This is a genomic window from Hafnia psychrotolerans (assembly GCF_014639435.1).
Taxonomy (GTDB): domain Bacteria; phylum Pseudomonadota; class Gammaproteobacteria; order Enterobacterales; family Enterobacteriaceae; genus Ewingella; species Ewingella psychrotolerans.
This window is the reverse complement of sequence record NZ_BMFZ01000004.1, coordinates 174,364-197,281: the sequence shown is the minus strand read 5'-3', so window position 1 is coordinate 197,281 and position 22,918 is coordinate 174,364. Positions and strand designations below refer to the sequence as shown.

Annotated in this window: 17 protein-coding genes; 5 read left to right on the top strand and 12 right to left on the bottom strand. The window is 53.1% G+C overall.

Features of this window, described 5'->3' with window-relative positions:
- The first annotated feature begins 70 nt into the window (after positions 1–70).
- Positions 71–403, top strand: coding sequence for a type II toxin-antitoxin system RelE/ParE family toxin (locus IEV89_RS09215; protein ID WP_188473264.1), 333 nt, complete (start codon positions 71–73; stop codon positions 401–403).
- The gene (locus tag IEV89_RS09210) at positions 400–690 is read left to right on the top strand and encodes a helix-turn-helix domain-containing protein (RefSeq protein ID WP_188472761.1); all 291 of its coding nucleotides are present in this window, start codon (positions 400–402) and stop codon (positions 688–690) included. Before IEV89_RS09215 ends, IEV89_RS09210 begins: the two co-directional genes overlap by 4 nt.
- 15 nt (positions 691–705) lie before the next feature.
- On the opposite strand, the gene nrdG is transcribed toward IEV89_RS09210, so the two are convergent.
- The 5 genes from nrdG to treR form a co-directional block, all read right to left on the bottom strand.
- The gene (gene nrdG / locus IEV89_RS09205; protein ID WP_188472759.1) at positions 706–1,170 is read right to left on the bottom strand and encodes an anaerobic ribonucleoside-triphosphate reductase-activating protein; all 465 of its coding nucleotides are present in this window, start codon (positions 1,168–1,170) and stop codon (positions 706–708) included.
- A gap of 3 nt (positions 1,171–1,173) precedes the next feature.
- Positions 1,174–3,312, bottom strand: coding sequence for an anaerobic ribonucleoside-triphosphate reductase (gene nrdD / locus IEV89_RS09200; RefSeq protein ID WP_188473262.1), 2,139 nt, complete (start codon positions 3,310–3,312; stop codon positions 1,174–1,176).
- A gap of 343 nt (positions 3,313–3,655) precedes the next feature.
- Positions 3,656–5,299 carry an alpha,alpha-phosphotrehalase gene (gene treC, locus IEV89_RS09195; RefSeq protein ID WP_188472757.1) on the bottom strand — a complete coding sequence of 548 codons (1,644 nt, stop codon included), beginning with the start codon at positions 5,297–5,299 and terminating at the stop codon, positions 3,656–3,658.
- A 22-nt stretch (positions 5,300–5,321) separates the two neighbouring features.
- Positions 5,322–6,740, bottom strand: a complete 1,419-nt coding sequence (treB, locus tag IEV89_RS09190) for a PTS trehalose transporter subunit IIBC (RefSeq protein WP_013573854.1) — start codon at positions 6,738–6,740, stop codon at positions 5,322–5,324.
- Between the two features lie 152 nt (positions 6,741–6,892).
- Positions 6,893–7,843, bottom strand: a complete 951-nt coding sequence (gene treR, locus IEV89_RS09185) for a trehalose operon repressor TreR (RefSeq protein WP_188472755.1) — start codon at positions 7,841–7,843, stop codon at positions 6,893–6,895.
- 494 nt (positions 7,844–8,337) lie between these two features.
- Here treR and mgtA point away from each other — a divergent pair, with 494 nt between their 5' ends.
- Positions 8,338–11,055: a magnesium-translocating P-type ATPase gene (gene mgtA, locus IEV89_RS09180; RefSeq protein WP_188473253.1), complete on the top strand. Its 2,718-nt coding sequence runs from the start codon at positions 8,338–8,340 to the stop codon at positions 11,053–11,055.
- A gap of 87 nt (positions 11,056–11,142) precedes the next feature.
- Here mgtA and sstT read toward each other — a convergent pair whose 3' ends face one another.
- From sstT to IEV89_RS09155, 5 genes are all read right to left on the bottom strand, one after another.
- Positions 11,143–12,354 (bottom strand): serine/threonine transporter SstT, encoded by a 1,212-nt coding sequence (gene sstT / locus IEV89_RS09175; protein ID WP_188472753.1) that lies wholly within the window; start codon positions 12,352–12,354, stop codon positions 11,143–11,145.
- Positions 12,355–12,460: 106 nt separating this feature from the next.
- Positions 12,461–13,432: a TerC family protein gene (locus IEV89_RS09170; protein WP_308420866.1), complete on the bottom strand. Its 972-nt coding sequence runs from the start codon at positions 13,430–13,432 to the stop codon at positions 12,461–12,463.
- Between the two features lie 292 nt (positions 13,433–13,724).
- Entirely contained in the window at positions 13,725–14,471 is a 747-nt protein-coding gene (locus IEV89_RS09165; protein WP_188472751.1) for a glutamine amidotransferase, read from the bottom strand.
- Between the two features lie 29 nt (positions 14,472–14,500).
- On the bottom strand, positions 14,501–15,487 hold the full coding sequence (locus IEV89_RS09160; RefSeq protein WP_188472749.1) for a Gfo/Idh/MocA family protein: 987 nt from the start codon (positions 15,485–15,487) through the stop codon (positions 14,501–14,503).
- 169 nt (positions 15,488–15,656) lie between these two features.
- A complete protein-coding gene (locus IEV89_RS09155) occupies positions 15,657–16,163 on the bottom strand; it encodes a M48 metallopeptidase family protein (protein WP_188472747.1) in 507 nt (168 codons plus the stop codon).
- A gap of 183 nt (positions 16,164–16,346) precedes the next feature.
- Between IEV89_RS09155 and rlmG the strand changes: the two genes are divergently transcribed.
- A complete protein-coding gene (gene rlmG / locus IEV89_RS09150) occupies positions 16,347–17,498 on the top strand; it encodes a 23S rRNA (guanine(1835)-N(2))-methyltransferase RlmG (RefSeq protein ID WP_188472745.1) in 1,152 nt (383 codons plus the stop codon).
- 45 nt (positions 17,499–17,543) lie between these two features.
- Here rlmG and IEV89_RS09145 read toward each other — a convergent pair whose 3' ends face one another.
- Positions 17,544–19,580, bottom strand: coding sequence for an oxidoreductase (locus IEV89_RS09145; protein ID WP_308420865.1), 2,037 nt, complete (start codon positions 19,578–19,580; stop codon positions 17,544–17,546).
- A 381-nt stretch (positions 19,581–19,961) separates the two neighbouring features.
- Here IEV89_RS09145 and IEV89_RS09140 point away from each other — a divergent pair, with 381 nt between their 5' ends.
- Positions 19,962–20,828 carry a crotonase/enoyl-CoA hydratase family protein gene (locus IEV89_RS09140; RefSeq protein WP_188472742.1) on the top strand — a complete coding sequence of 289 codons (867 nt, stop codon included), beginning with the start codon at positions 19,962–19,964 and terminating at the stop codon, positions 20,826–20,828.
- Positions 20,829–20,874: 46 nt separating this feature from the next.
- Here IEV89_RS09140 and pdeR read toward each other — a convergent pair whose 3' ends face one another.
- Positions 20,875–22,884 (bottom strand): cyclic di-GMP phosphodiesterase, encoded by a 2,010-nt coding sequence (gene pdeR / locus IEV89_RS09135; RefSeq protein WP_188472740.1) that lies wholly within the window; start codon positions 22,882–22,884, stop codon positions 20,875–20,877.
- Between the last annotated feature and the right edge of the window lie 34 nt (positions 22,885–22,918).

Here is a 22,918-nt window from a genome sequence, read left to right as displayed (position 1 = left end):
CTGCACCGTGACTTAAGCGGCACCTTAATTTGGAATATATAAAATTTTGTATAATTATAATAAGGATATTATACTTAAGGAAATAAGGTTTCTTGCTACCAGTCGTGGCGACTTACGTGACTTTCCCCCACAGGTACGTCAGAAAGCCGGTTTTCAGTTGGATAAGATCCAAAAGGGAAATTTGCCAGAAGACTGGAAAGCCATGCCGAGTGTCGGTATGGGTGTCAAAGAGATCAGAATTAAAGAGGTCGATGGTATTTTTCGGGTGATGTATGTCGCAAAATTTCAGGAGGCAATTTATGTCCTGCATTGTTTCCAGAAAAAAACACAAACCACCAGCCTTCATGATATAGCATTGGCCAGAGAACGATTTCGCGTCTTAGTCAATTGGAGAAAACAATGATTATCGAGACTTTTGAAAGTGTATGGGATGCCATCGAAGACACGCCTCAGCAGGCAGAGAATATGAAAGTACGCTCTACATTAATGATGATTCTTACCGCGCATATCGATAAAACTAAAATGACTCAGGTGCAAGCCGCGAAGGTTTTCGGGGTGACTCAGCCACGTATATCTGATCTGATGCGTGGAAAAATCTCGGTATTCAGCATTGATATGCTGGTCAATATGTTAGCGAGTGCAGAGCTGCGCATTACGAATATTGAAATAAGCAGCAAAGCGGTAGCCTGAGCTACCGCCAGATCGTCACCGCAAATAATGAATCACCTGATTACTGCTGCCGCGCCAAATCAGTGACGGGTCTTTCAGTTCTGATACGAATTTGCCATCGACCAGCACGTCGATCAACGCCACCACTTCCTTCTGTGCCGCGTTCAGTTCATCAAGTGTATAACCGGTCCACATCCACACGTCTTTGCCCGGGCATTCAGCCTGAACGCGCAGTAACAGCTGGCGGATGGCTGACAGGTTTTGAGGATGCAAAGGATCACCACCGGAGAGCGTTAACCCTTGTCGCGGGATCACGGTGTTTTGCAGATCGGCGATGATCTGGTCTTCATCCTGCTGTGTAAACGGCAGGCCTGAATCCAGCCGCCAGGTGCTTTTGTTGTAGCACCCGCGGCATTCATGGACGCAGCCGGAAACGAACAGGACGCAGCGCGTTCCCGGCCCGTTGACCACGTCAATAGGGTAGTACTGATGGAATCTCACGTATCAGCCCAGTTGCCCGTTACCTAAATGTTTCACGCGGCGTTTGACCTCTTCCTGCTTACCGGCGTTGAATGGCCGTGCGTCGGGGCTGCCGAGATAGCCGCAAACGCGGCGGGTGACCGAAACGCGTGACGGCTCGTGGTTACCGCATTTTGGGCAAGCGAAGCCTTTGCTGGTACAGTCAAATTCGCCGGTGAAACCGCATTCGTAGCATTCATCAATCGGCGTGTTGGTGCCGTAATAAGGTACGCGGGAATAACTGTAGTCCCACACATCTTCCAGTGCTTTCAGGTTGTGTTGCAGGTTCGGGTATTCTCCGTAGCAGATGAACCCGCCATTGCTCAGCGGCGGATACGGTGCTTCAAAATCGAGTTTTTCATATGGATTGACCTTTTTCTCCACGTCGAGATGGAAGCTATTGGTGTAGTAGCTCTTATCCGTGACGCCGGGAATCAGCCCGAATTCAGCGGCATCAAGGCGGCAGAAGCGGTCGCACAGGTTTTCGCTTGGCGTGCTGTACAGGCTGAACCCGTAACCCGTTTCATCTTTCCAGCTGTCGGTGGCGGCTTTCAGGCGGGCGACAATCGCCACGGCTTTTTCGCGTAACTGACTGGCATCGAAGACGTGAGTCTGATTGCCATACAGCGCATTAATGGTTTCGTGCACGCCGATATATCCAAGAGAAATCGAGGCACGGCCATTTTTGAAAATGCCGGAAATGTCGTCATCAGCTTTCAGGCGCACACCACAGGCACCTTCCATATACAGAATGGGGGCGACACGCGCTTTGACGCCCTCAAGCCGCGCAATGCGGGTCATCAGGGCTTTCTTGGCCAGCAGTAGACGTTGGTCGAGCAAGGTCCAAAAAGCGGCTTCATCCCGTTTGGCTTCCAGCGCAATGCGTGGCAGATTCAGGCTGATCACGCCGATGTTATTGCGGCCTTCGTGGATCATTTCGCCATTCTCTTCATAGACGCCAAGGAAACTGCGGCAACCCATCGGCGTTTTGAACGAGCCGGTGACTTTCACCACCTGATCATAATTTAGAATATCCGGATACATGCGCTTGCTGGCACATTCGAGCGCCAGCTGCTTGATGTCGTAATTGGCATCGCCGGTTTTAAGGTTTAGGCCTTCGCGGATGGCAAAGACCAATTTCGGGAACACGGCGGTTTTACGGTTTTTGCCGAGACCGGCAATGCGGTTACGCAGAATAGATTGCTGGATTAAACGCGATTCCCAGCTGGTGCCCAGCCCAAAGCCAAAGGTGACAAACGGCGTCTGGCCGTTGGCGGTGTGCAGCGTATTGACTTCATATTCCAGAGACTGGAAGGCGTCGTAGCACTCTTTTTCGGTACGACTGTGAGCGAATTTATCGACGTCAGTGATATTCCATTCCTGCGCGACGGCTTTATGTTTGTTAAAACTTTTGGTCACAAAAGGCGCCAGGACTTCGTCGATGCGGTTAATCGTGGTGCCGCCGTAAATATGGCTGGCGACCTGCGCGATGATTTGAGCGGTAACGGCTGTTGCGGTTGAAATGGACTTCGGCGTGTCGATTTCAGCATTACCCATTTTGAAACCATGGGTCAGCATGCCTTTCAGGTCGATTAACATGCAATTGAACATGGGGAAGAACGGCGAGTAGTCGAGATCGTGGTAGTGAATTTCACCACGTTCATGGGCCAGCACCACGTCGCGCGGCAACATATGCAGTTTGGCATAATGCTTGGCAACAATCCCGGCCAGCAAGTCGCGTTGGGTAGGAATAACTTTGCTGTCTTTGTTGGCATTCTCGTTAAGCAGCGCCATATTGCTTTGCTCAACCAGACCCCGGATTTCCTGATTCAAACGGCCACGTAACTCGCGTTTGACGTCGCGGTCATGGCGGTATTCGATATAAGCGCGCGCCAATTTCTTGTGCGGTCCGGCCATCAGTTGGTTTTCAACGGCATCCTGGATTTCGTTGATGTCGACCCGCGCCTGATCTTGCAGATTCTCTGCCACAATGCGGGCAACCTGCGCGCAATAACCAATGCTGTCGATACCGGCGGCTTCGGCTGCGCGTTGCACCGCTTGTTTGATCAGAACTTCATCGAAAGGGACCTGACAACCATCCCGCTTAATCACGATGGGCTGCATTTGGGTGGATTTTGCGGGTACGGTTTCCTGTCTGTCTGCCTTCACAATGATACTCCTTTTGGGCGGAACCCGCGCCCCACAAGGCTTACAGGCCGGTTGTGTGGCATTTGCGGTAAACCGCTATATATTGGGTTAGGTGTGTACTATACACACTAGATGTAGGTTCTACGCGAGCGTTAATTCTCATTTTATTGACCTGAAACAAAGAATTTTTTCGGCGGAAGAATTGATGACCAAATGTAAATTCTGGCCTGAATTTTGCCTGTTGTTTTATAAGGGGATGCATACAAAATAAACGGGTCAGCCACGACTGTGACCGACCCGACAAAAGGGGGAATTCAGACTATCCGGCGAGTTGCCAGAGACATTCGTACGGACGAAGCGTGCCGGAAATGGCAGGCGATGCGTAATTACTCAGCAGCGTGTTGCCATCTAATTCTGCCAGCGTAAGTGTCTGCTCCTGCCCGCTCAGGTTTGCCACCACGCGCAAGGTTTTGCCTGACGCCTGACGGGTATAACACCACAACTGCGGATGTTCCGGCAGCAAATCCTGATAATCGCCATCGGTCAGTACCGGCAGCGTTTTGCGCAGGCGGATCAGTTGCTGATACAGATAAAATACCGAGTCTTTATCCGCCAGTGCCTGTTCGGTATTGATGTCCTGCGCGTTGTGGCTGACGGAAATCCACGGCGTGCCGGAAGTAAATCCGGCCTGTTCCCCGGCATTCCACTGCATCGGCGTACGTGAGTTGTCCCGCGATTTCTTCGCCAGAATGCGCAACAGTTCTTCGTTGCTGCGCCCGTCAGTTTTCAGTTCGGCAAACATATTCAGGCTTTCCACATCGCGATATTGTTCGAGATGTTCAAAGCCCGGATTGGTCATGCCGATTTCCTCGCCCTGATAAATATATGGTGTGCCCTGCAAACCGTGCAGCACCATTGCTAGCATTTTAGCTGATGTCGTGCGCAGCGCGCCTTCATCGCCAAAGCGCGACACAATGCGCGGCTGATCGTGATTACACCAGAACAGCGCATTCCAGGCGTGACCGTGCATTCCCTGCTGCCACTCGCGGAAAATCTGCTTGAGTTGCACGAAATCCGGCGGCGCATCGGCCCATTTCTCGCCGTTCGGATAATCGACTTTCAGGTGATGGAAGTTAAAGGTCATCGACAGTTCGCTGCCGTCATTGGCGGCGTAACGGCGACAATGCTCCAGCTTCGTTGAAGACATTTCGCCGACGGTCATCAGCCCCAGCGGCTTAAATACGTCACGGCTGAATTCCTGTAAGAACTCATGAATACGCGGACCGTCGGTATAAAAGCGCCGGCCATCACCTGCATCATCGGTCGGGAAATCCTGTTGTTTCGACACCAGATTGATCACGTCCAGCCGCAGCCCGTCGACGCCCTTATCCGCCCAGAACTTGCAGACTTTTTTCAGCGCCTCACGCACCGGCGGGTATTCCCAGTTCAGATCGGCCTGCTCGGTGGCGAACAGATGCAGGTAATACTGGCCGCTGGTTTCATGCCACTGCCAGGCACCGCCACCGAATTTGGAGCGCCAGTTATTCGGCGGTCCGCCCTCCGTTGCCCCATCACGCCAGATATAGAAAGGCCGGAACAGGCTGCCCGCATCCTGCGACTGGCGGAACCACTCGTGATGCGTCGAGGTATGATTAAACACCATATCCATCACGATGCGGATCCCACGCTGATGCGCTTCTGCAGTCAGCCGTTCAAAGTCTTCGAGCGTGCCGTAAGCCGGGTCAATCTCGCAGTAATCGGCCACATCGTAGCCGTTATCAATCTGCGGCGACAGGTACATCGGCGTCAGCCATATCGCATCAACGCCAAGGGTTTTCAGATAATCCAGACGCTGTGTGATGCCGTTGATATCACCGGTGCCGCTGCCCGTGGTGTCCTGAAAACTCTTGGGATAAATCTGGTAAATCACGCCGTTTTTCCACCACGGCAATTCGCTGTTCATTCCATTTTCCTTCTTGAATGTCTTACACCACTGCCAGTTCACCCCGGCGGGCTTTCCGCTGATAAACCAGCACGGTCAGGATAATCGGCACCACGATCGCCACCAGCATGGCCAGTGCGTAAATACTCCAGAACTGCGGTTTGATGGACAAAATACCCGGTAAGCCGCCGACGCCGATGCCGTTGGCCGTGACGTGGAACAGGCCGCAAATCAGGCCGGCACCGGCCGAGCCAATCATCGCGCACAGCATCGGGAAGCGGTATTTCAGGTTGATGCCGTACATAGCCGGTTCTGTTACGCCGAGGAACGCGGATATCGCTGCGGGCACGGAGATCTCGCGCTCATTATGTTTGCGGCTGACGATAATCACGCCGACGACCGCAGCGGCTTGCGCAATATTGGACAGGGCGATCAGCGGCCACACCGGGGTTCCGCCGGTGCTTTGCACCATCTGCATGTCGATGGCAAGGGTGGTCTGATGCACGCCGGTGATGACCAGTGGCGCATAGAGGAAACCAAACAGCGCGGCACCGATTGGCGCGAGGCTGCCGGTCATGATGAATTTCACCGCGAAAGCCACGCCGTCACCCACCATGCGGCCAAACGGCCCGATCAGCGTATGCGCCAGGAATACGGCAATAATCAGCGAACTGACGGGCACAATCACCAGATACAGATAATTAGGCACGATGCGCTTCAGGCCATTTTCGATCATCGCCAACGCCATACCGGCGAGAACGGAAGGAATGACCTGCGCCTGGTAACCGACCTTTTCGATGGTGAACCAGCCGAAATTCCATACTTCAGGGATTTGCTGCCCGAGGTTGTAGGAGTTCATCAGTTGCGGCGATACCAGCGTTATGCCAAGCACAATCCCGAGGATTTCGGTGCCGCCCATTTTTCTGACCGTCGACCAGCACACCGCCACCGGCAGGAACATAAACACGGCTTCGCCAAGCAGCCAGAGGAAGTCGTAAATGGATTGCCACAGCGGGTGCATCTGCGCCAGCGTCTGGCCGCCGCTCATCGGAATTTCGCCGATAACATTGCGGAAACCGAGAATTAAACCGCCGCTGATCAGCGCCGGTAACAGCGGGAAAAAGATTTCCGCAAAGTGAGAAATGCTGCGCTCAAACCAGCTCATATTCTGGCGGGCGGCAACTTTTGCCTGTTCTTTTCCGGCCGCACTTTTACCGGTGCTGGCGATCAGAACTTTGTAGTAATCATCCACTTCCGGCCCGATAACCACCTGGAACTGACCGGCGTTGGTGAAGCAGCCTTTGACCATCGGCAGGGCTTCGAGACCTTTCGGGTCGGCTTTGGACGGGTCATTGAGGACAAAACGAAGACGCGTAATGCAGTGAGTCACCATCGCGATATTGTCGCTGCCGCCAACGAGGGCGATCAGCTGATCAACATCCTGTTGCTTAACTTTGCTCATGGGAAGTGGCCTGTGATTTTGCGTAAGAGTGTAGGGTACGGTTCAAGCATAGCGAAGGCGGTGGGAACTTGTCCGGGAACGTTCCCGGTTTTGCCGGGACGATCACAAAGTTTCTGCTTTTTAGAAAGTCAAAGGTCAGAAAGGCGGGGGATTCAGAAAGCAAGCTTTCCGGGGATAATCAGCTGCCGCACCGTCGTGGAACCGCTGAGCTGCGCCAGCAGTTGCTTCGCCGCTGCTTCGCCGCCCGCGCCATAGCCGAGCTCTACGGAATACGATTCCGGGAACAGGAAATGCAGCAGCGGGTTGTTGCCGATACCGCACACCTGCACGCCACGGATTTGCTGCTGTTGCAGGTATTTTTGTGCGCCGATGGCAATGGTGTCGGACGCGCAGACGACGGCCTGAATATTATTTTTCAGCAACTGCGGGATCAGGTCGAAGCCGCTCTGATAGGTCAGTTCGCCCAGCGCAATGTGTGGTGTCAGGCCATGCTCTTTACAAAAAGTCCGGAAGGCTGCGCTGCGGCGCTGACCGGTGGTGGTGTCCTGCGGCGACACACCGATAAAGCCAATCTCCCGTATGTTCTGCGCCAGCAGTTTTTGCATCAGCAGCTGCACCGCACCCGCATCGTCATAACACACCGAAGATAGCCCCAGCATATCGCGTGCCAGCACCACCATTTTATCCTGCCAGGGCGTCAGCATTTGGGCTGAAAGTCCGGTGAAACCAAACAGCACAATGCCATCGATATTGCGCTGTTTCAGCACCTGCAAATGCTCTTTCACGCGCTCTGCGCTGAACTGACTTTCCAGCACAATCGGGTCATACCCTTGCTGATAAAACAGCGGCAACATGGCGCGTACGGCCAGATTTTCCGAAGGAGAGTCGAGACGCGACACGATGATCGCCACAATTTTGTCGCTGAACCCGCGCATGGCCCGCGCCGATTTCGACGGACTGAAATGCTGTTGTTCAATCACCTGCAACACCCGTTCACGGGTTTGCGGGCTGACGTTGCCTTCGTTATTCAAAACGCGGGAAACCGTGGATTTTCCGACACCGCTCAGGCGGGCAATATCATTAATGGTCAGGCGATTTTGCATGGTTATTTTATAGCGAATGATGGTTCAGGTTTATGTTTGGTTGCAGTTGACCAGCGTACACTGCACGCGGCGAATACCTGCAGGATATTCTCTTTGTCTTGTACGCCTACCCGAAAGATTGTAATGCTTGAAGGTTACAATTTCCTAAACGTTCCTTACCGGAGGTGAAAACCTGATGGAACCTGACCCCACTTTAGTCGGTCCGTTGTGATCCGGTAAGCACTCGCCTTTTCGCTACTGCTTGCCGTGATACTAACGCTTAAAAAGCAATCAATGGTAAGCGGTGGCGCTCGATCTTTGTCGTCCACCTCATTATTTTTTACCCAAAATAGTTCTCGTTGCAGCCAAGCGGCAACCGAGCGAACCCTCTGGATCTTAATTAACTCAGTGACAGGGGTAAGCAAGGCAAGCCAACACAGTTGCAGCGTGAAATATGAAGGGCATTCTTTTGCCATGTCTGTGGCTGTTTAGCCGTGGACGCAACAAAGAGTCGAATCATGCTCAAAAACCTAACTCAACGGCTGCTTGATGCACTTAGCCGTAACTTACCGCGTCGTCTGGTTCGTCGTGATCCTATGCTGGGTGATTCTATCCAGGAAAGCGTCAATGGCAGCAAAATGCCGGAAGTACCTGCCAGCATTGCCGCGCATAGCATGCAGTGCGCCCGAGCCACCGAAGATAGCCTCTTCCTGCAATTTGGCAGCCATCCTGAAGGGCTGACCGGGCAGGAGGCCGACGCCATCCGCGAACGCATCGGGCCGAATCAGACCCACGATCAACAGCCTGCGCCATGGTGGTTGCACTTGTGGCACTGCTACCGTAATCCATTCAACCTGTTGCTGACCTTACTGGGGCTGGTTTCCTATGCCACTGACGATCTCACCGGCGCATTGGTGATTGGTGCGATGGTGTTGATCTCCACCCTGATGCACTTCATTCAGGAAGCACGCTCTAACCGCGCTGCTGATACGCTGAAAGCCATGGTCAGTAACACGGCCACCGTGCTGCGCAGCGATGCCCACACCGGTCGCAGCGAAACCATAGAACTACCAATAAGCCAATTGGTGCCAGGCGACCTGATTAAACTCTCCGCCGGTGACATGATCCCAGCGGATTTACGTATTCTCTCTGCCAAAGACTTGTTTATCAGTCAGGCGGCGCTGACCGGTGAATCTCTGCCGGTCGAAAAGCAGGCCAACAGCCGGATGCCGGTGGATTGCGATCCACTGGAGCAGGATACGCTGTGCTTTATGGGGACCAACGTCGTCAGCGGCACGGCGATGGCTATCGTCATCGCTACCGGCGGTGAAACCTGGTTTGGTCAGTTGGCTGAACGGGTCACGCAGGAAGAGACACAACCTAATGCCTTCCAGGCAGGGATCAGTAAAGTCAGCTGGTTATTGATCCGCTTTATGATAGTGATGACGCCCATCGTGCTGGTGATCAACGGTTTTACTAAGGGCGATTGGTGGGAGGCGGCGCTATTTGCGCTCTCCGTGGCGGTCGGCTTGACGCCGGAAATGCTGCCGATGATCGTCACCTCTACACTGGCGAAAGGCGCGGTGAAACTGTCGAAGCAGAAAGTGATCGTCAAACGTCTGGATGCGATTCAGAACTTCGGCGCGATGGATATTCTCTGTACCGACAAAACCGGCACTCTGACCCAGGATAAAATTGTCCTCGAGCGTCATACCGACGTCCTTGGAGAAACCAGTACCGAGGTGCTGCATCTGGCATGGCTTAACAGCCATTATCAGACCGGCCTGAAAAACCTGCTCGACGTGGCGGTGCTTGAGTCCGCCGAGATGACCAACGCCGGAAACTGGCGCAAAGTGGATGAGATCCCGTTTGATTTCGATCGTCGTCGGATGTCCGTGGTGGTGTCTGAAAATGCCGATAACCACCGCCTGATATGCAAAGGGGCGCTGGAAGAGATGTTGTCAATCTCTACGCTGGTACAGCTCAACGGTGAGATTGTTCCACTGACCGATCTGCTGCTGGCGCGCATTCGCCGCATCACCGATGACCTAAACCAGCAAGGACTGCGGGTCGTGGCGGTGGCGCATAAAGTGATGCCGTCGCGTACCCAGGGTTACGGTGTCAATGACGAATCCAGCTTGATTCTGGCCGGTTACATTGCGTTCCTTGATCCGCCAAAAGAGAGCACCGCACCGGCGCTGCAAGCGTTGAAAAACAAAGGCGTGACGGTGAAAATCCTCACCGGTGATAACCCGCTGGTGGCGCGTAAAGTCTGTAAAGACGTGGGCCTGCATGTTGATCACATTTTGCTCGGCAGCGACATCGAGGTTATGGATGACATCCAACTGTTGGCCGCCGCCGAAACCACGACGGTATTTGCCAAACTCACGCCGATGCACAAAGAGCGCATTGTGCGCGTGCTACGCGGTGAAGGTCACGTGGTGGGTTTCATGGGTGACGGTATCAATGATGCGCCAGCGCTGCGCGCAGCAGACATCGGTATTTCAGTGGATTCTGCCGTGGATATCGCCAAGGAAGCGGCCGATATTATCCTGCTGGAAAAGAGCCTGATGGTGCTAGAGCAAGGCGTTACCGAAGGGCGTAAAACCTTTGCTAACATGTTGAAATACATAAAAATGACAGCCAGCTCCAACTTTGGTAACGTCTTCAGTGTGCTGGTGGCCAGCGCCTTCCTGCCGTTCCTGCCAATGTTGCCGCTGCATCTGTTAATTCAGAACCTGATTTACGATGTGTCCCAGGTGGCGATCCCGTTTGATAACGTCGATGAAGAGCAACTGGCAAAACCGCAGCGCTGGAATGCGGGCGATATCGGTCGCTTTATGGTGTTCTTCGGGCCGATAAGCTCGGTGTTCGACATTCTGACCTTCAGCCTGATGTGGTGGGTCTTTAAGGCCAATACGCCGGAAATGCAGACATTGTTCCAGTCCGGTTGGTTTATTGAAGGGTTGCTGTCGCAGACGCTGATTGTGCATATGATCCGCACCCGTAAAGTGCCGTTCTTCCAAAGCCGCGCTTCGTGGCCGCTGTGTCTCATGACCCTGATGGTGGTTATTGTCGGTATTGGGCTTATCTACTCGCCGGTGGCCGGATTCCTGCAATTGCAGGCTCTGCCGCTCAGCTATTTCCCATGGTTAATCGCCATTCTGGCCGGTTACATGGTGCTGACCCAGTGCGTCAAAGGCTGGTTCGTGCGTCGCTACGGCTGGCAGTGAGTGACACACTGTAAACCGTAATTTGTAATGAGGAAGACAGTGAGGGCGTTAAGCCGGGCGGTGGGGGACCGCCCGGTGATAATGAGACTACGACTTCTGACAGGCTGCCGCAGTAAACAGCACGTCGGTAGAGGAGTTCAGCGCAGTTTCTGCCGAATCCTGTACGACACCGATGATGAACCCGACGGCAACGACCTGCATAGCGACATCATTCGGTATACCAAACAGGCCACAGGCCATCGGGATCAGCAGCAGCGAGCCGCCCGCCACGCCGGATGCGCCGCAGGCGCAGATGGCGGCCATCACGCTGAGCAGCAGCGCGGTCAGGATATCGACTTGAATACCCAGCGTGCTGACAGCCGCCAGCGTCAGCACCGTAATGGTGATCGCCGCACCGGCCATATTGATGGTGGCACCCAGCGGGATCGAAACGGAATAGGTATCCTCATCCAGCCCCAACTTACGACACAAATTCATATTCACCGGAATGTTAGCGGCAGAGCTGCGAGTGAAAAACGCGGTCACGCCGCTTTCACGCAGACACGCGAAGACTAACGGATAAGGATTGCGGCGGGTTTTGAAAAATACAATCAGTGGGTTGAAGACCAGCGCGACCAGTAACATGCAACCGACGAGCACCACCAACAGATGAATATAGTTATACAACGCGCTGAAACCGCTGGTGGCCAGTGTTTCTGCGACCAGACCAAAGATGCCCAGTGGCGCAAAGCGGATGATTACCCGAACGATTTTCGTGACGGCCACTGAAACATCAGTGACCAGGGTCTTCGTGGTATCGGCCGAGTGGCGCATGGCCAGCCCCAGACCAATGGCCCACGCCAGAATACCGATATAATTAGCATCAATCAGCGCCCGGAACGGGTTGGACACAATGCTCATAACCAGGCCTTTCAGCACCTCGACAATACCGCCGGGCGGGGTAATTTGCACGTTGGCGACTTTAAGATCCAGCACGGAAGGGAACATAAAACTGACTAACACGGCGATCAGCGCTGCTGAAAAGGTACCGAGAAGGTAAAGAAATAGAATGGGGCCGAGAGAGGTTTTTCGGCCCAGCGGGTGGTTCATGATGGAGGCGGTAACCAGTACCAGCACCAACAGCGGGGCCACGGCTTTCAGGGCGCCGACAAAGAGATTACCGAGTATTCCTACGGAGCTTGCCGCACTGGGCGCGAGCCAGGCCAGTGCTATCCCGGCCAGCAGGCCGACGAGGATCTGCTTCACCAGGCTGGCGTGCAGCAGGCGTTGCATGAGTGATGGTGAGGATTGTGTTGGCATAACGTCATTCCTTTTTTAATGTTGGCACCGTTCTTTATCCTGAATGGTGGGGCCGCAGGTTAGCAAAATTTAGCGCAAAAAATAATGAACACCTTGCCGTGTCCGTTTATTTTACGTTTTTTGTGCGGTCGGCCCGGTGATTCACCCAAGTGTTAATCAGCAGAGTGCCAATCAGAATCGTAGCAATCACCCCGAGAGAAATCCCCACCGGAATATGGAAAACGTCGAGCAGCAGCATTTTGATACCGATAAAGATCAGGATCACCGCTAACCCATATTTCAACATGGAGAAGCGTTCTGCCACGCCTGCCAGCAGGAAGTACATTGCCCGCAGGCCGAGAATGGCGAACAGATTTGAGGTCAGAACGATGAACGGGTCAGTGGTGACGGCGAAAATGGCCGGAATGCTGTCGACGGCGAAAATCACGTCACTCAGTTCCACCATGATTAGCACCAGCAACAGCGGGGTGGCGAACAGCAGGCCATTACGGCGCACAAAGAACTTCTCACCCTGAAGTTCGTCGGTCATGCGCAGTTTGCTACGCAGCCATCGAATCATCGGCTTCTCGCCTATTTCGCCGTCATCTTCTTTGGTCAGCGCCATTTTGATCCCGGTAAACAGCAAGAAAGCGCCGAAGATGTAAAGGATCCAGCTGAATTGCCCCACCAGCCAACTGCCTGCGAAGATCATGCCTGTACGCAGGACGATAGCGCCCAGTACGCCGTAAACCAGGACTCGACGCTGGAGGTTGGCTGGCACAGAGAAGTAGCTGAAGAGGATCAACCAGACGAAGACATTATCCACGGCCAGCGCTTTTTCCAGCAGGTAACCGGTCAGGAACATCGTCGCCTGGGTGTCAGCCACCTCACGGCCAAACTCGCCATTCAGATACCACCAGAAGCCGACGTTGAACAACAGCGACAGGCTAATCCAGACCAGCGACCAGATGGCGGCACTTTTCATGGTCATCACCTGCGCGCCTTTACGGCCCTGTAATAGCAGGTCAACGGCCAGCATGATCACCACTACCACGGCGAAACTGCCCCACAACATCGGGTTCCCGACAGAATTCATCATTATGCAATCCTCTAAAAAACATCAAAAAAAAAACGGCTACGTCGGAAGACGTTAGCCGCTCTTAATGAGCTACAAGCAAACCTCGCCTTCCGGCAAGGTCTCACTTACAACCCTCTGATTTGATTCATTCAATGAATTTTTATCAAGGTTGCCCGGTAACCGGGTGGCTGAGACAGCGCGGTATACGCGCGAGTCCAGACACCGTAATGACGATTATCCGACGAAGAAGTTACTCCCCTTTGCGCAGCGGAAAGTAATTCAAAATGTGTCAAAAGTCAAACAATTCGAAATACTAACCTGCCAGCGCCTGACGCTTGCCTAACGCCGTCACAAACGACAGTAACAGCCCTTGAGCCAGGGGAGTGTCACTGAGTTGTGGTATTTTTTCAGCATAGTTGACGTTGTCTTCAAACGCCTGCTCGTTGAGCCATTGCAGATAGGTTTTCATCACTTCCCCGGAAAATTCCGGGTGAAACTGGGTACTGATGGCATATGGGCCATAACGTAGGATCTGATGCGGATCGTGCAGCGTTTTTGCCAATACTGTCGCGGTGGCTGGCGGCGTAACGACCGTTTGCAGGTGAATCAGATTGGCGGTGAACTGCGCCGGAAGCTGTGATATCAGCGGATCAAGATGTCCGGCTGGCGTGAGCGTCACCTCTGCGGTACCGATTTCAATGCCCTGAGGGTGGTAATCGACCTCACCACCCAGCGCATACGCCATCAACTGATGGCCATAACAGGCACCAAACAGTGGCAGCTCATGCAACATCGCCAAGCGTATCCAATCGGCTGCGGCTTCGCTCCAGTCCAGATGCTCTGTCACCATGCTGCGCGAACCGGTAATGATGGCACCACAGTAATGTTCCGGAGGCTGCGGACGTTCACCCGCCTGTAAATTCACGATCGTCACTTGCTGTGTATCGATATCACCCTGGCGGATAAACATCTGCGGGAAGTTACCGTGAACATGACTGATAGACTCCGGCGCATGGCCGGTTTGCAAAATCAGCAAAGATTTTGAACGGGTGGTACTCATCTTTTACTCCTGAATTCGATGATCTTTAATTAAATCGCATGATCTGCAGGGAAGACCACGCCGGTCTGATGACGGATTTCAGTCAGTAATTTGGCGGTGATGCGTGAGACTTCCAGCCCCGGATGGCCGACAAACTGGTTCTCGACCAGCAGCGCGAAAGTCTCGGCTTCATACAGCATGGTATTGATGTGTTGAGGCTGGGTCAGATCGAGTTTCTGGCTTCCTCGTGGCGTCAGGCTCAGGGTCTGGCATTCGGAGATCTTTTCCATCTGCAACACGCCATCTTCACCCTGAATTTCACTCGGTAACCACGAATCGCTGATTTTTGAATGGTTGATCACCACTTCAAAATCATCGGCATAACGCAGTACCACGGTGCCCTGACCATCAACCCCGCTGTTGAGCAATGTGGCCGAGGCATTGACCGACAGCGGTTCGCCAAACAGTGAGACCGTGCTTGCCAGGCAGTAATAGCCGATATCCATGATCGAGCCATTCGAGAAGGCCGGATCAAAAGTATTGGGATTTTCACCCGCCAGATAACGTGGATAACGTGATGAGTACTGGCAATAATTGAAGATGGCCTTACGCAGTTTACCAATGCGATTTAGCGCGCCCTTCATGTGCAGAAAATTAGGCAGATAGGCAGTTTTGAAGGCTTCGAACAGCACCACATTGTTGTCGGTAGCACAGGCGATCATGCTTTCCGCTTCGCGCAAATTTGAACAGAGTGGCTTTTCGCAAATCACATGCTTTTTATGGCTGAGGAACAGCAGCGTTTGTTGGCAATGTAGGGAGTTTGGGCTGGCGATATAAACCGCGTCAATTTCGCTGGAGGCGACCAGCGCTTCCAGCGAGTCAAAATAGTGTTCGACCGGGTATTCCTGACCGAAGGCTTTTGCGCCGTCCAGCGTACGGGAATAAATCGCCGTCAGTTTCATCTTGCCGCTCTCGTGCGCGGCGTCAATGAAACGCTGGGTGATCCAATTGGTGCCGACTATGGCAAAGCGAATCATAATTACTCCAATACCCGTCATCCTTCGAGCGGCCTCGGTGTTGGCTGCGTTCGCGAATGCCCGTCACATACTGATGTATGCCTGGGAATTCACTCCGTTGCTGCCTTGATGCAACTCGAATGACTTAGGATAGATGTGATAGCGTTGGAATTCATTTAAAATCAGGTAGTTACTGATACAGCTTTCCAAATATTTCCAGATACGTCAGGTACATACGGGTATCAAATTCTAACTGGTGATAGTCAGGTGTCATATGACAGCACAGGCTGTAAAAGGACTTGTTGTGCTCTTTTTCTTTGAGATGAGCAAGTTCGTGCACCACGATCATTTTAAGAAAAGCTTCTGGCGCGTTTTTAAACACAGTGGCCACGCGGATCTCTGCCTTGGCTTTCAGCTTGCCTCCCTGAATTCGGGAAATCGCAGTATGCAGCCCCAATGCGTGCTTCATCACATGAATTTTATTGTCATAGGCTACTTTGCTTAGCGGTGACGAGCTGCGTAAATACTGATTCTTCAGATCGAGCGTAAACTGATACAGCGACTTGTCAGTGGTGACATTGTGCGGTTGCGGATAACGCGACAGCAGAACCTGTCCCAGACGTTGCTGGTTGATCAACTGGTGTACCTGAGCCTTTAGCGACTCAGAATAACCTTGCAGATAGGTCAATTCAGGCATAACTGTTTGCTTTAGCTCTTATTGATCCAAAAAGAAGGGCCGCGAGGTGATGCGGGTTTTGCATCGAAAACCGGGCGTTAACACCTAATGGCGGCAGATAAAGCCCTTTTTAACTGAAAAAACGTTTTACTGATAGCGCAATTTAAGGGATAAACAGCGCAAATTGAATAATGAGGAGAGCTAATGAGCCAATTCGAACTCGAACTGGGTGGGCAGCCACTGCAACTGGAGCTGGAACGTTATCCGCAAGAGGAAGCGTCAACACAGTTACAGGCATGGGAAGCCGCGGATGAGTATCTGCTGCAAACCCTCACCACCGACGCCCTCAATGGCCGTCCTGTGCTGGTTTTCAACGATACCTTCGGCACACTGGCCTGTGCACTACAGCAGTTCGAGCCAACCAGTATCAGCGACTCCTTTATGAGCCAACTGGCGACGCGCCACAATCTGCGCCTCAACGGTTTAGATGAAGACAGTATTTCTCAGCAAAGCAGTCTGGTGCCGTTGCCCATCAATCCCGGCCTCGTGGTGATCAAAATCCCTAAAACGCTGGCTCTGCTGGAACAACAGCTGCTTGCCCTGCGTGAAGTGGTGACGCCGGATACGCAGATTATCGCCGGTGCCAAAGCGCGTGATGTGCATACTTCCACGCTGCAACTGTTCGAGAAAATTCTTGGCCCGACCAAAACCACGTTGGCGTGGAAGAAAGCCCGTCTGATTCACTGCGAAGCCACCTTGCCAGCGCAGGAAGCGGAGCCGGTGACTACCGAATGGGCGCTTGATGACAGCGAGTACCGCATTACCAACTACGCCAACGTCTTTTCGCGCACCGGCCTGGATATCGGCGCACGTTTCTTTATGCAGCACTTGCCGGAAGGTATTGAAGGGCGCATGGTCGACTTGGGTTGCGGTAACGGCGTGATCGGCATGACCGCGCTGGCACTGAATCCGGACGCAGAAATGCTGTTTGTGGATGAGTCGTACATGGCGGTGGAATCGAGCAAGGTGAACATCGAAAATAATCTGCCGGAAGATCTCAACCGCTGCCATTTTGAAGTCAACAATATGCTGGCCGGCATTGAGCGTGAAACCCTGCACGCGGTGCTGTGCAACCCGCCGTTCCATCAGGGAACCGTGATCAGTGATGATACGGCCTGGCGTATGTTCTGTGATGCCAAGCGCTGCCTGCAAACCGGTGGTGAACTGCGTATTGTCGGCAACCGTCATCTGGATTACTACCAGAAACTACGCCGTCTGTTTGGTAACTGCACGACCATCGCCACCAATCAGAAGTTTGTTGTGCTACGTGCCGTGAAGTCAGCGTCAAAAAGCTGAGTCTGACATTTACGCCCCTTGAACCAAGGGGCGTAATAATGAAGCTTAAATCATCAATGCCAGTCTTGTTCCCTGATCAATTGCCCGACGGGCATCCAGTTCCATAGCGACATCCGCGCCGCCAATCAAATGTGCCGTTTTCCCGGCTTTTAGCAGAGGGTCAAGCAGTGCACGCTGTGGTTCTTGCCCGGCGCAAATAATCACGTTATCCACCGTCAGACATTCACTCACGCCGTCGCGTGTGATGTGTAATCCATCGTTATCAATGCGCTCATAGGTCACACCGCTCCACATTTTCACACCGCGCTGTAACAGGCTGGCACGGTGGATCCAGCCGTTGGTTTTACCCAGACTGGCACCCACTTTGCTGCTCTTACGCTGTAATAACACCACTTCACGGGCGGCAGGCTCGGCCTGTGGACCACAGGGAAGAAGACCGCCACGTTGGGTCAGTGTCTGATCGATCCCCCATTCATGGCTGAAAGCCTTGCTGTCGAGGCTGGTCGATGGGCCGCTCTGCACCAGATATTCCGCGGTATCAAAACCAATCCCGCCTGCGCCAATGATAGCCACGCGTGGGCCGACGGGTTTCTTGTCACGCAGTACGTCGAGATAAGTCAGTACGCTTGGATGGTCAATGCCGGCGATCTCCGGCCGGCGCGGAGAAATACCGCAGGCAAGGATCACTTCGTCATAGCCGTGGAGCTGACTGGCATTAACCTTTTCACCCAGACGGAGAGTGACCTGCAAAATAGCCAGTTGGCGGGAGAAATAGCGCAGCGTGTGGTTAAACTCCTCTTTACCGGGGATTTGCTTGGCAATATTAAACTGACCACCGATTTCATGGTTTGCATCGAACAGCGTGACGTGATGCCCCCGACGGGCGGCGGTCGTGGCGAAGGCAAGCCCTGCCGGACCGGCACCCACGACCGCCAGTCGTTTAACATGCTGCGTCGGGAGCAGCCGCATTTCGGTTTCACGGCAGGCGCGCGGGTTGACTAAACAGGAGGCCAGTTCTCCGGCGAAAATTTGGTCCAGACAAGCCTGATTGCAGCCGATGCAGGTATTAATTTCATCTGCGCGACCTTGGGCGGCTTTCTGCACGAAAGCCGGATCAGCGAGGAAGGGGCGGGCCATTGAGACCATGTCGGCGCAACCGCTGGCGAGTATATCTTCGGCCACCTGGGGATCATTGATCCGGTTAGTGGTGATCAGCGGAATATTCACTTTGCCCATCAGTTTACGCGTTACCCAACTGAATCCGGCGCGCGGCACCATGGTGGCGATGGTGGGCACGCGGGCCTCATGCCAGCCAATGCCGGTATTGATGATGCTGGCCCCGGCGTGCTCAATGCGCTGAGCCAGCGTGACGATTTCATCCCAGCTTGAACCTTCTTCGACCAGATCCAGCATTGACAGGCGATAGATAATAATAAAGTTCGGGCCACAGAGGGCACGAACGGCACGCACCACTTCCAGCGCAAAACGCATGCGATTATCGGCGTTGCCACCCCATTGATCCGTGCGCTGGTTAGTCCGCGCGGCCAAAAACTGATTTATCAGATAGCCTTCGGACCCCATGATCTCAACGCCATCATAGCCAGCCTGTTGCGCCAGCGCTGCACAGCGGGCGAAATCAGCCAGGGTTTCCTCGACCTGTTCACTGGTCATCGCCAACGGTGAAAAACGATTAATCGGCGCCTGTAAGGCCGAAGGGGCGACCGGATTGGGTTGGTAGCTGTAACGTCCGGCGTGCAAAATCTGCAGGGCGATCTTCCCACCGGCCAGATGCACGGCGTCGGTCACGACTTTGTGATGGGCGGTTTGTTGCGCTTGGTTAAGTACCGAACTGCCGTGGTACACCACGCCCTGTATGTTAGGTGCGATACCGCCAGTGACGATAAGCCCCACGCCTGCCGCTGCGCGTTCTGCGTAAAACGCGGCCATGCGTTGTGGACCGTCCTCCAACTCTTCCAGCCCGGTATGCATTGAGCCCATTAGCACGCGATTTTTAAGCTGGGTAAAGCCTAAATCCAGCGGTGCCAGCAGTTGCGGATAAAACGGCATATCGCGTTCGCTCATAGGAGAGGCTCTTAAGTGGTCGGATGAGATGAATATCAATTTAGCTGTTGAGTGGGGAATTGAAAACAGTAACGCTGGCGAATGTGACTAGGCTCATAAAAATTTAAAATGAGTAAAAAATAGCCTGGACAGAAAATAGCAATTATTAGCGTACTTCTCTTGATGGTAAACCTGAATTTTAGCTAATGGTTTCGCGCAAAAAATAAAATCAACCCTATGGCTAGGCCATTTATTTTCCTGCTGTTTTTTTAAATTAAAGCATTATTTAACGTTGTTGGGATTATTTTTACCGCATAAACGTGAATCGATTTAGTTCGGGTTAGAGCTGGACTAGGCTGGAGCTGCTTCACCCAAAATCCCCTTCTAACCTGGATATTAACTATGAATCTTATTGACCATACAGCATGTCGTCCCTTTACTGAAGCCGGGCATTTATCACAAATCGCTGCTTATTATGAAGAGGGCCGTAACGTCATGTGGATGATGCTGAAAGCCTTCCCTCGCCCTTGTTTTAATCAGCCGTTAATCGAAGATATTATGAACCTGACTTATGCGGCAAAAGCCTCTGGGTTACGGTTTGATTTTTGGGTCACCGGTTCTTTGGTGCCGAATATCTATAATGTCGGCGGTGACCTGAGCTTTTTCGTCGATTCAATCCTTAATAATAAACGCGAAGCATTACGCGCCTATGCACGTGCCTGTATCGATTGTGTTCATGCGGCTTCACGAGGTTTTGATGTCGACGCCGTCAGTTTGTCGATGATCGAAGGGACCGCGCTTGGCGGTGGTTTCGAAGCCGCCTTGGCGCATCACTATGTGCTGGCGCAGAACACGGCGCGGATGGGATTCCCGGAAATTGCTTTCAATCTGTTCCCCGGCATGGGCGGGTATTCATTGGTGTCGCGTAAATCGGGCATGCGGCTGGCAGAAGAACTGATCTCCACCGGCGTGTCGCATACGGCGGAGTGGTTCGAAAGTAGGGGGCTGGTGGATGTATTGTTCCAGCCGGGCGATGGGTTCATCGCTACCCGTACTTTTATTGATACACTCAGACCAAAACTTAACGGGATCAAAGCGATGATCCGTGCGCGTCAGCGTGTGTTGCAGCTTTCACGTTCGGAGCTGATGGATATTACAGAAGATTGGGTAGATTCCGCATTTACTCTGGAACAAAAAGATGTCGCTTACATGGAACGACTGGTGATGTTACAAAATCGCCATACGGTTTCAGTGCGTAAAACGGGTTAGTCTGCCCCTCCTTCTTGCCCCGTCACATAACGGTCAATCCTGACAGCTAGCGCGGGGCTGTGTTCGAACTTCCGGGTGAAGTTAATGCTCTTTGTACAAGCCAGTGCTCCAGCTCGTCGGCGGGCATTGGCTTGGCAAACAGGAAACCTTGTTTACTGTCCACGCCGATTTCGTCAAGGAGTGACGCTTCCTCAAGCGTTTCTACGCCTTCCGCAGTGACCGTTAATTGCAGCGTTCTTGCCACGGCCACGATCGCCCGAACCAAGGCCTGGGAAATAGTGTTGTGATTGATGCCGTGCACAAAACTCTGGTCCAGCTTGATGGAGTCGAGCGGTATACGTGCCAGTTGGGATAGCGAAGAGTAGCCCGTGCCGAAGTCATCCAGATGCACTTCCGCACCGAGTTTATGCAACTGATTAATCATATCGACGGCGGCTTTTTCATCTTCCACCAGATAGCTTTCCGTTAGCTCAAAATCGAGCAGACAGTTCTTCATTCCGCACTTTTGCATGGTTTCAATAAAGTCGGTGACCAGTGAAATATTACCTAATTGCCGGGCCGAAAGATTGACGGCGATACGCAGATTCATTCCCTTACGCTGCCAGTCAGTGGCCTGCTGCGTGGCAGTATCTATCACCCACTTGCCGAGTGGCGCAATAAGACCAGACTCTTCAGCGTAAGGAATGAAGTCCTTCGGCTGGATGATGCCACGTTCCGGTGAGCGCCAGCGCAGCAGAGCTTCCACACTCAGCACGTCACCATTGGTGGCAACTTTCGGTTGGTAGTAGAGCATCAACTGATGCTCTTCCATGGCTTTGCGCAGGTGGGTATCCAGCCACATATATTCGGCGACTTTCTTGTTCATCTCTGGCGAAAAGACGCAGTGTGCACTTTTACCGGTCTCTTTTGCTACGTACATCGCGGTGTCGGCGTTTCGTAGCAAACTTTCTGAATCAGAACCGTGTTGCGGGCAGACGGCAATACCGCTCGAACAGGCGGTGTAAACCTCAATCAAACCAATGCGGAAGGGGGCTTTCAGGCGGCCGAGGATCTGTTGGCTGGTGGCTTCCAGCGCCGCCACCGAGGTGTGAGTGCTGAGGATGATGAACTCGTCGCCCCCGAGCCGCGCCAGCGTATCCGTCTCTTTCAGGCAGCCCAAAATGGCGTGTCCTACCTCTTTGAGCAGGCGGTCACCAAACATATGTCCATAGGCATCGTTAACTTTTTTGAAGTTATCCAGATCAAGATAGATCAGTCCGACCTGACTATCCCCACGCTCTTCAAGCGACTTACGCAGTCTCTCCTGCAAGGCATTGCGGTTGGCCAAACCGGTGATTAAGTCGGTGTTGGCAAGTATCCGTAATCTCTCCTGCGCCATGCGTTCATCGGTGATATCCGAGCCGGAGCAAATTAGGAATTTTTGCTGTTTTCCGCTGCCGCTGTGGACAAATTTATTCCGAAACAGAAACAGGCGCTGGCCTTTGACCGTATTTATCCAACGCTCGACTTCGTAGGATTGCTTATTCTGGAAGAAGCCCTCGATGTTCTGGCGTGAGGCGATACCTTCTTCCATCGACATAAATAGCTCATAGGCGCTACGCCCGATAACGTCCTCTTCGCGCAGGCCGGTGTACTCTTCGCTCAGGCGATTGAAGCGGTGAACTTTGCCCTCCTGATCGATGATGACGATCACGGAGTTAGCTTCTGAAACGACCTGTTCGGCGAAACTGAGCCCGAGTTCAAGGTCGTGTGCCACCGAGGCGGTATCTTCAAAGTCAGAGGCTGTACCGGCCCATGCCTGGTTTTCGACTTTTCTGCCGACCAGATAGAGGCAAATCGGAGTGCCAAACAGCGAGACATCCAGTGTCAAACAGGCGGTGATGCCGGTTAGTTCCCGGATACGGGCCGCTTGGTATCCGGTCAATGATACGGCGATGCTGGTGACACCTTTCTCAGCAGATAACTCAAGGGCATTACTGTCAGAGCCCATGCGCCAGTAGGGGCGCGGGGTACCAAGGTGTAGGTACAAAATGGAGTCATCTTGAGTGTCTGTCATGGAGTATCCCCGCGAGTAAACTGAACGTCGTCTA

Excerpts from the sequence above, each read along its gene's own strand:
- IEV89_RS09210 (WP_188472761.1), top strand. The coding sequence starts at position 400 with ATGATTATCGAGACTTTTGAAAGTGTATGGGATGCCATCGAAGACACG.
- nrdD (WP_188473262.1), bottom strand. The coding sequence starts at position 3,312 with ATGCAGCCCATCGTGATTAAGCGGGATGGTTGTCAGGTCCCTTTCGAT.
- treC (WP_188472757.1), bottom strand. The coding sequence starts at position 5,299 with ATGAACAGCGAATTGCCGTGGTGGAAAAACGGCGTGATTTACCAGATT.
- treB (WP_013573854.1), bottom strand. The coding sequence starts at position 6,740 with ATGAGCAAAGTTAAGCAACAGGATGTTGATCAGCTGATCGCCCTCGTT.
- treR (WP_188472755.1), bottom strand. The coding sequence starts at position 7,843 with ATGCAAAATCGCCTGACCATTAATGATATTGCCCGCCTGAGCGGTGTC.
- sstT (WP_188472753.1), bottom strand. The coding sequence starts at position 12,354 with ATGCCAACACAATCCTCACCATCACTCATGCAACGCCTGCTGCACGCC.
- IEV89_RS09170 (WP_308420866.1), bottom strand. The coding sequence starts at position 13,432 with ATGATGAATTCTGTCGGGAACCCGATGTTGTGGGGCAGTTTCGCCGTG.
- IEV89_RS09165 (WP_188472751.1), bottom strand. The coding sequence starts at position 14,471 with ATGAGTACCACCCGTTCAAAATCTTTGCTGATTTTGCAAACCGGCCAT.
- IEV89_RS09160 (WP_188472749.1), bottom strand. The coding sequence starts at position 15,487 with ATGATTCGCTTTGCCATAGTCGGCACCAATTGGATCACCCAGCGTTTC.
- IEV89_RS09155 (WP_188472747.1), bottom strand. The coding sequence starts at position 16,163 with ATGCCTGAATTGACCTATCTGCAAGGTTATTCTGAGTCGCTAAAGGCT.
- rlmG (WP_188472745.1), top strand. The coding sequence starts at position 16,347 with ATGAGCCAATTCGAACTCGAACTGGGTGGGCAGCCACTGCAACTGGAG.
- IEV89_RS09145 (WP_308420865.1), bottom strand. The coding sequence starts at position 19,580 with ATGAGCGAACGCGATATGCCGTTTTATCCGCAACTGCTGGCACCGCTG.
- IEV89_RS09140 (WP_188472742.1), top strand. The coding sequence starts at position 19,962 with ATGAATCTTATTGACCATACAGCATGTCGTCCCTTTACTGAAGCCGGG.
- pdeR (WP_188472740.1), bottom strand. The coding sequence starts at position 22,884 with ATGACAGACACTCAAGATGACTCCATTTTGTACCTACACCTTGGTACC.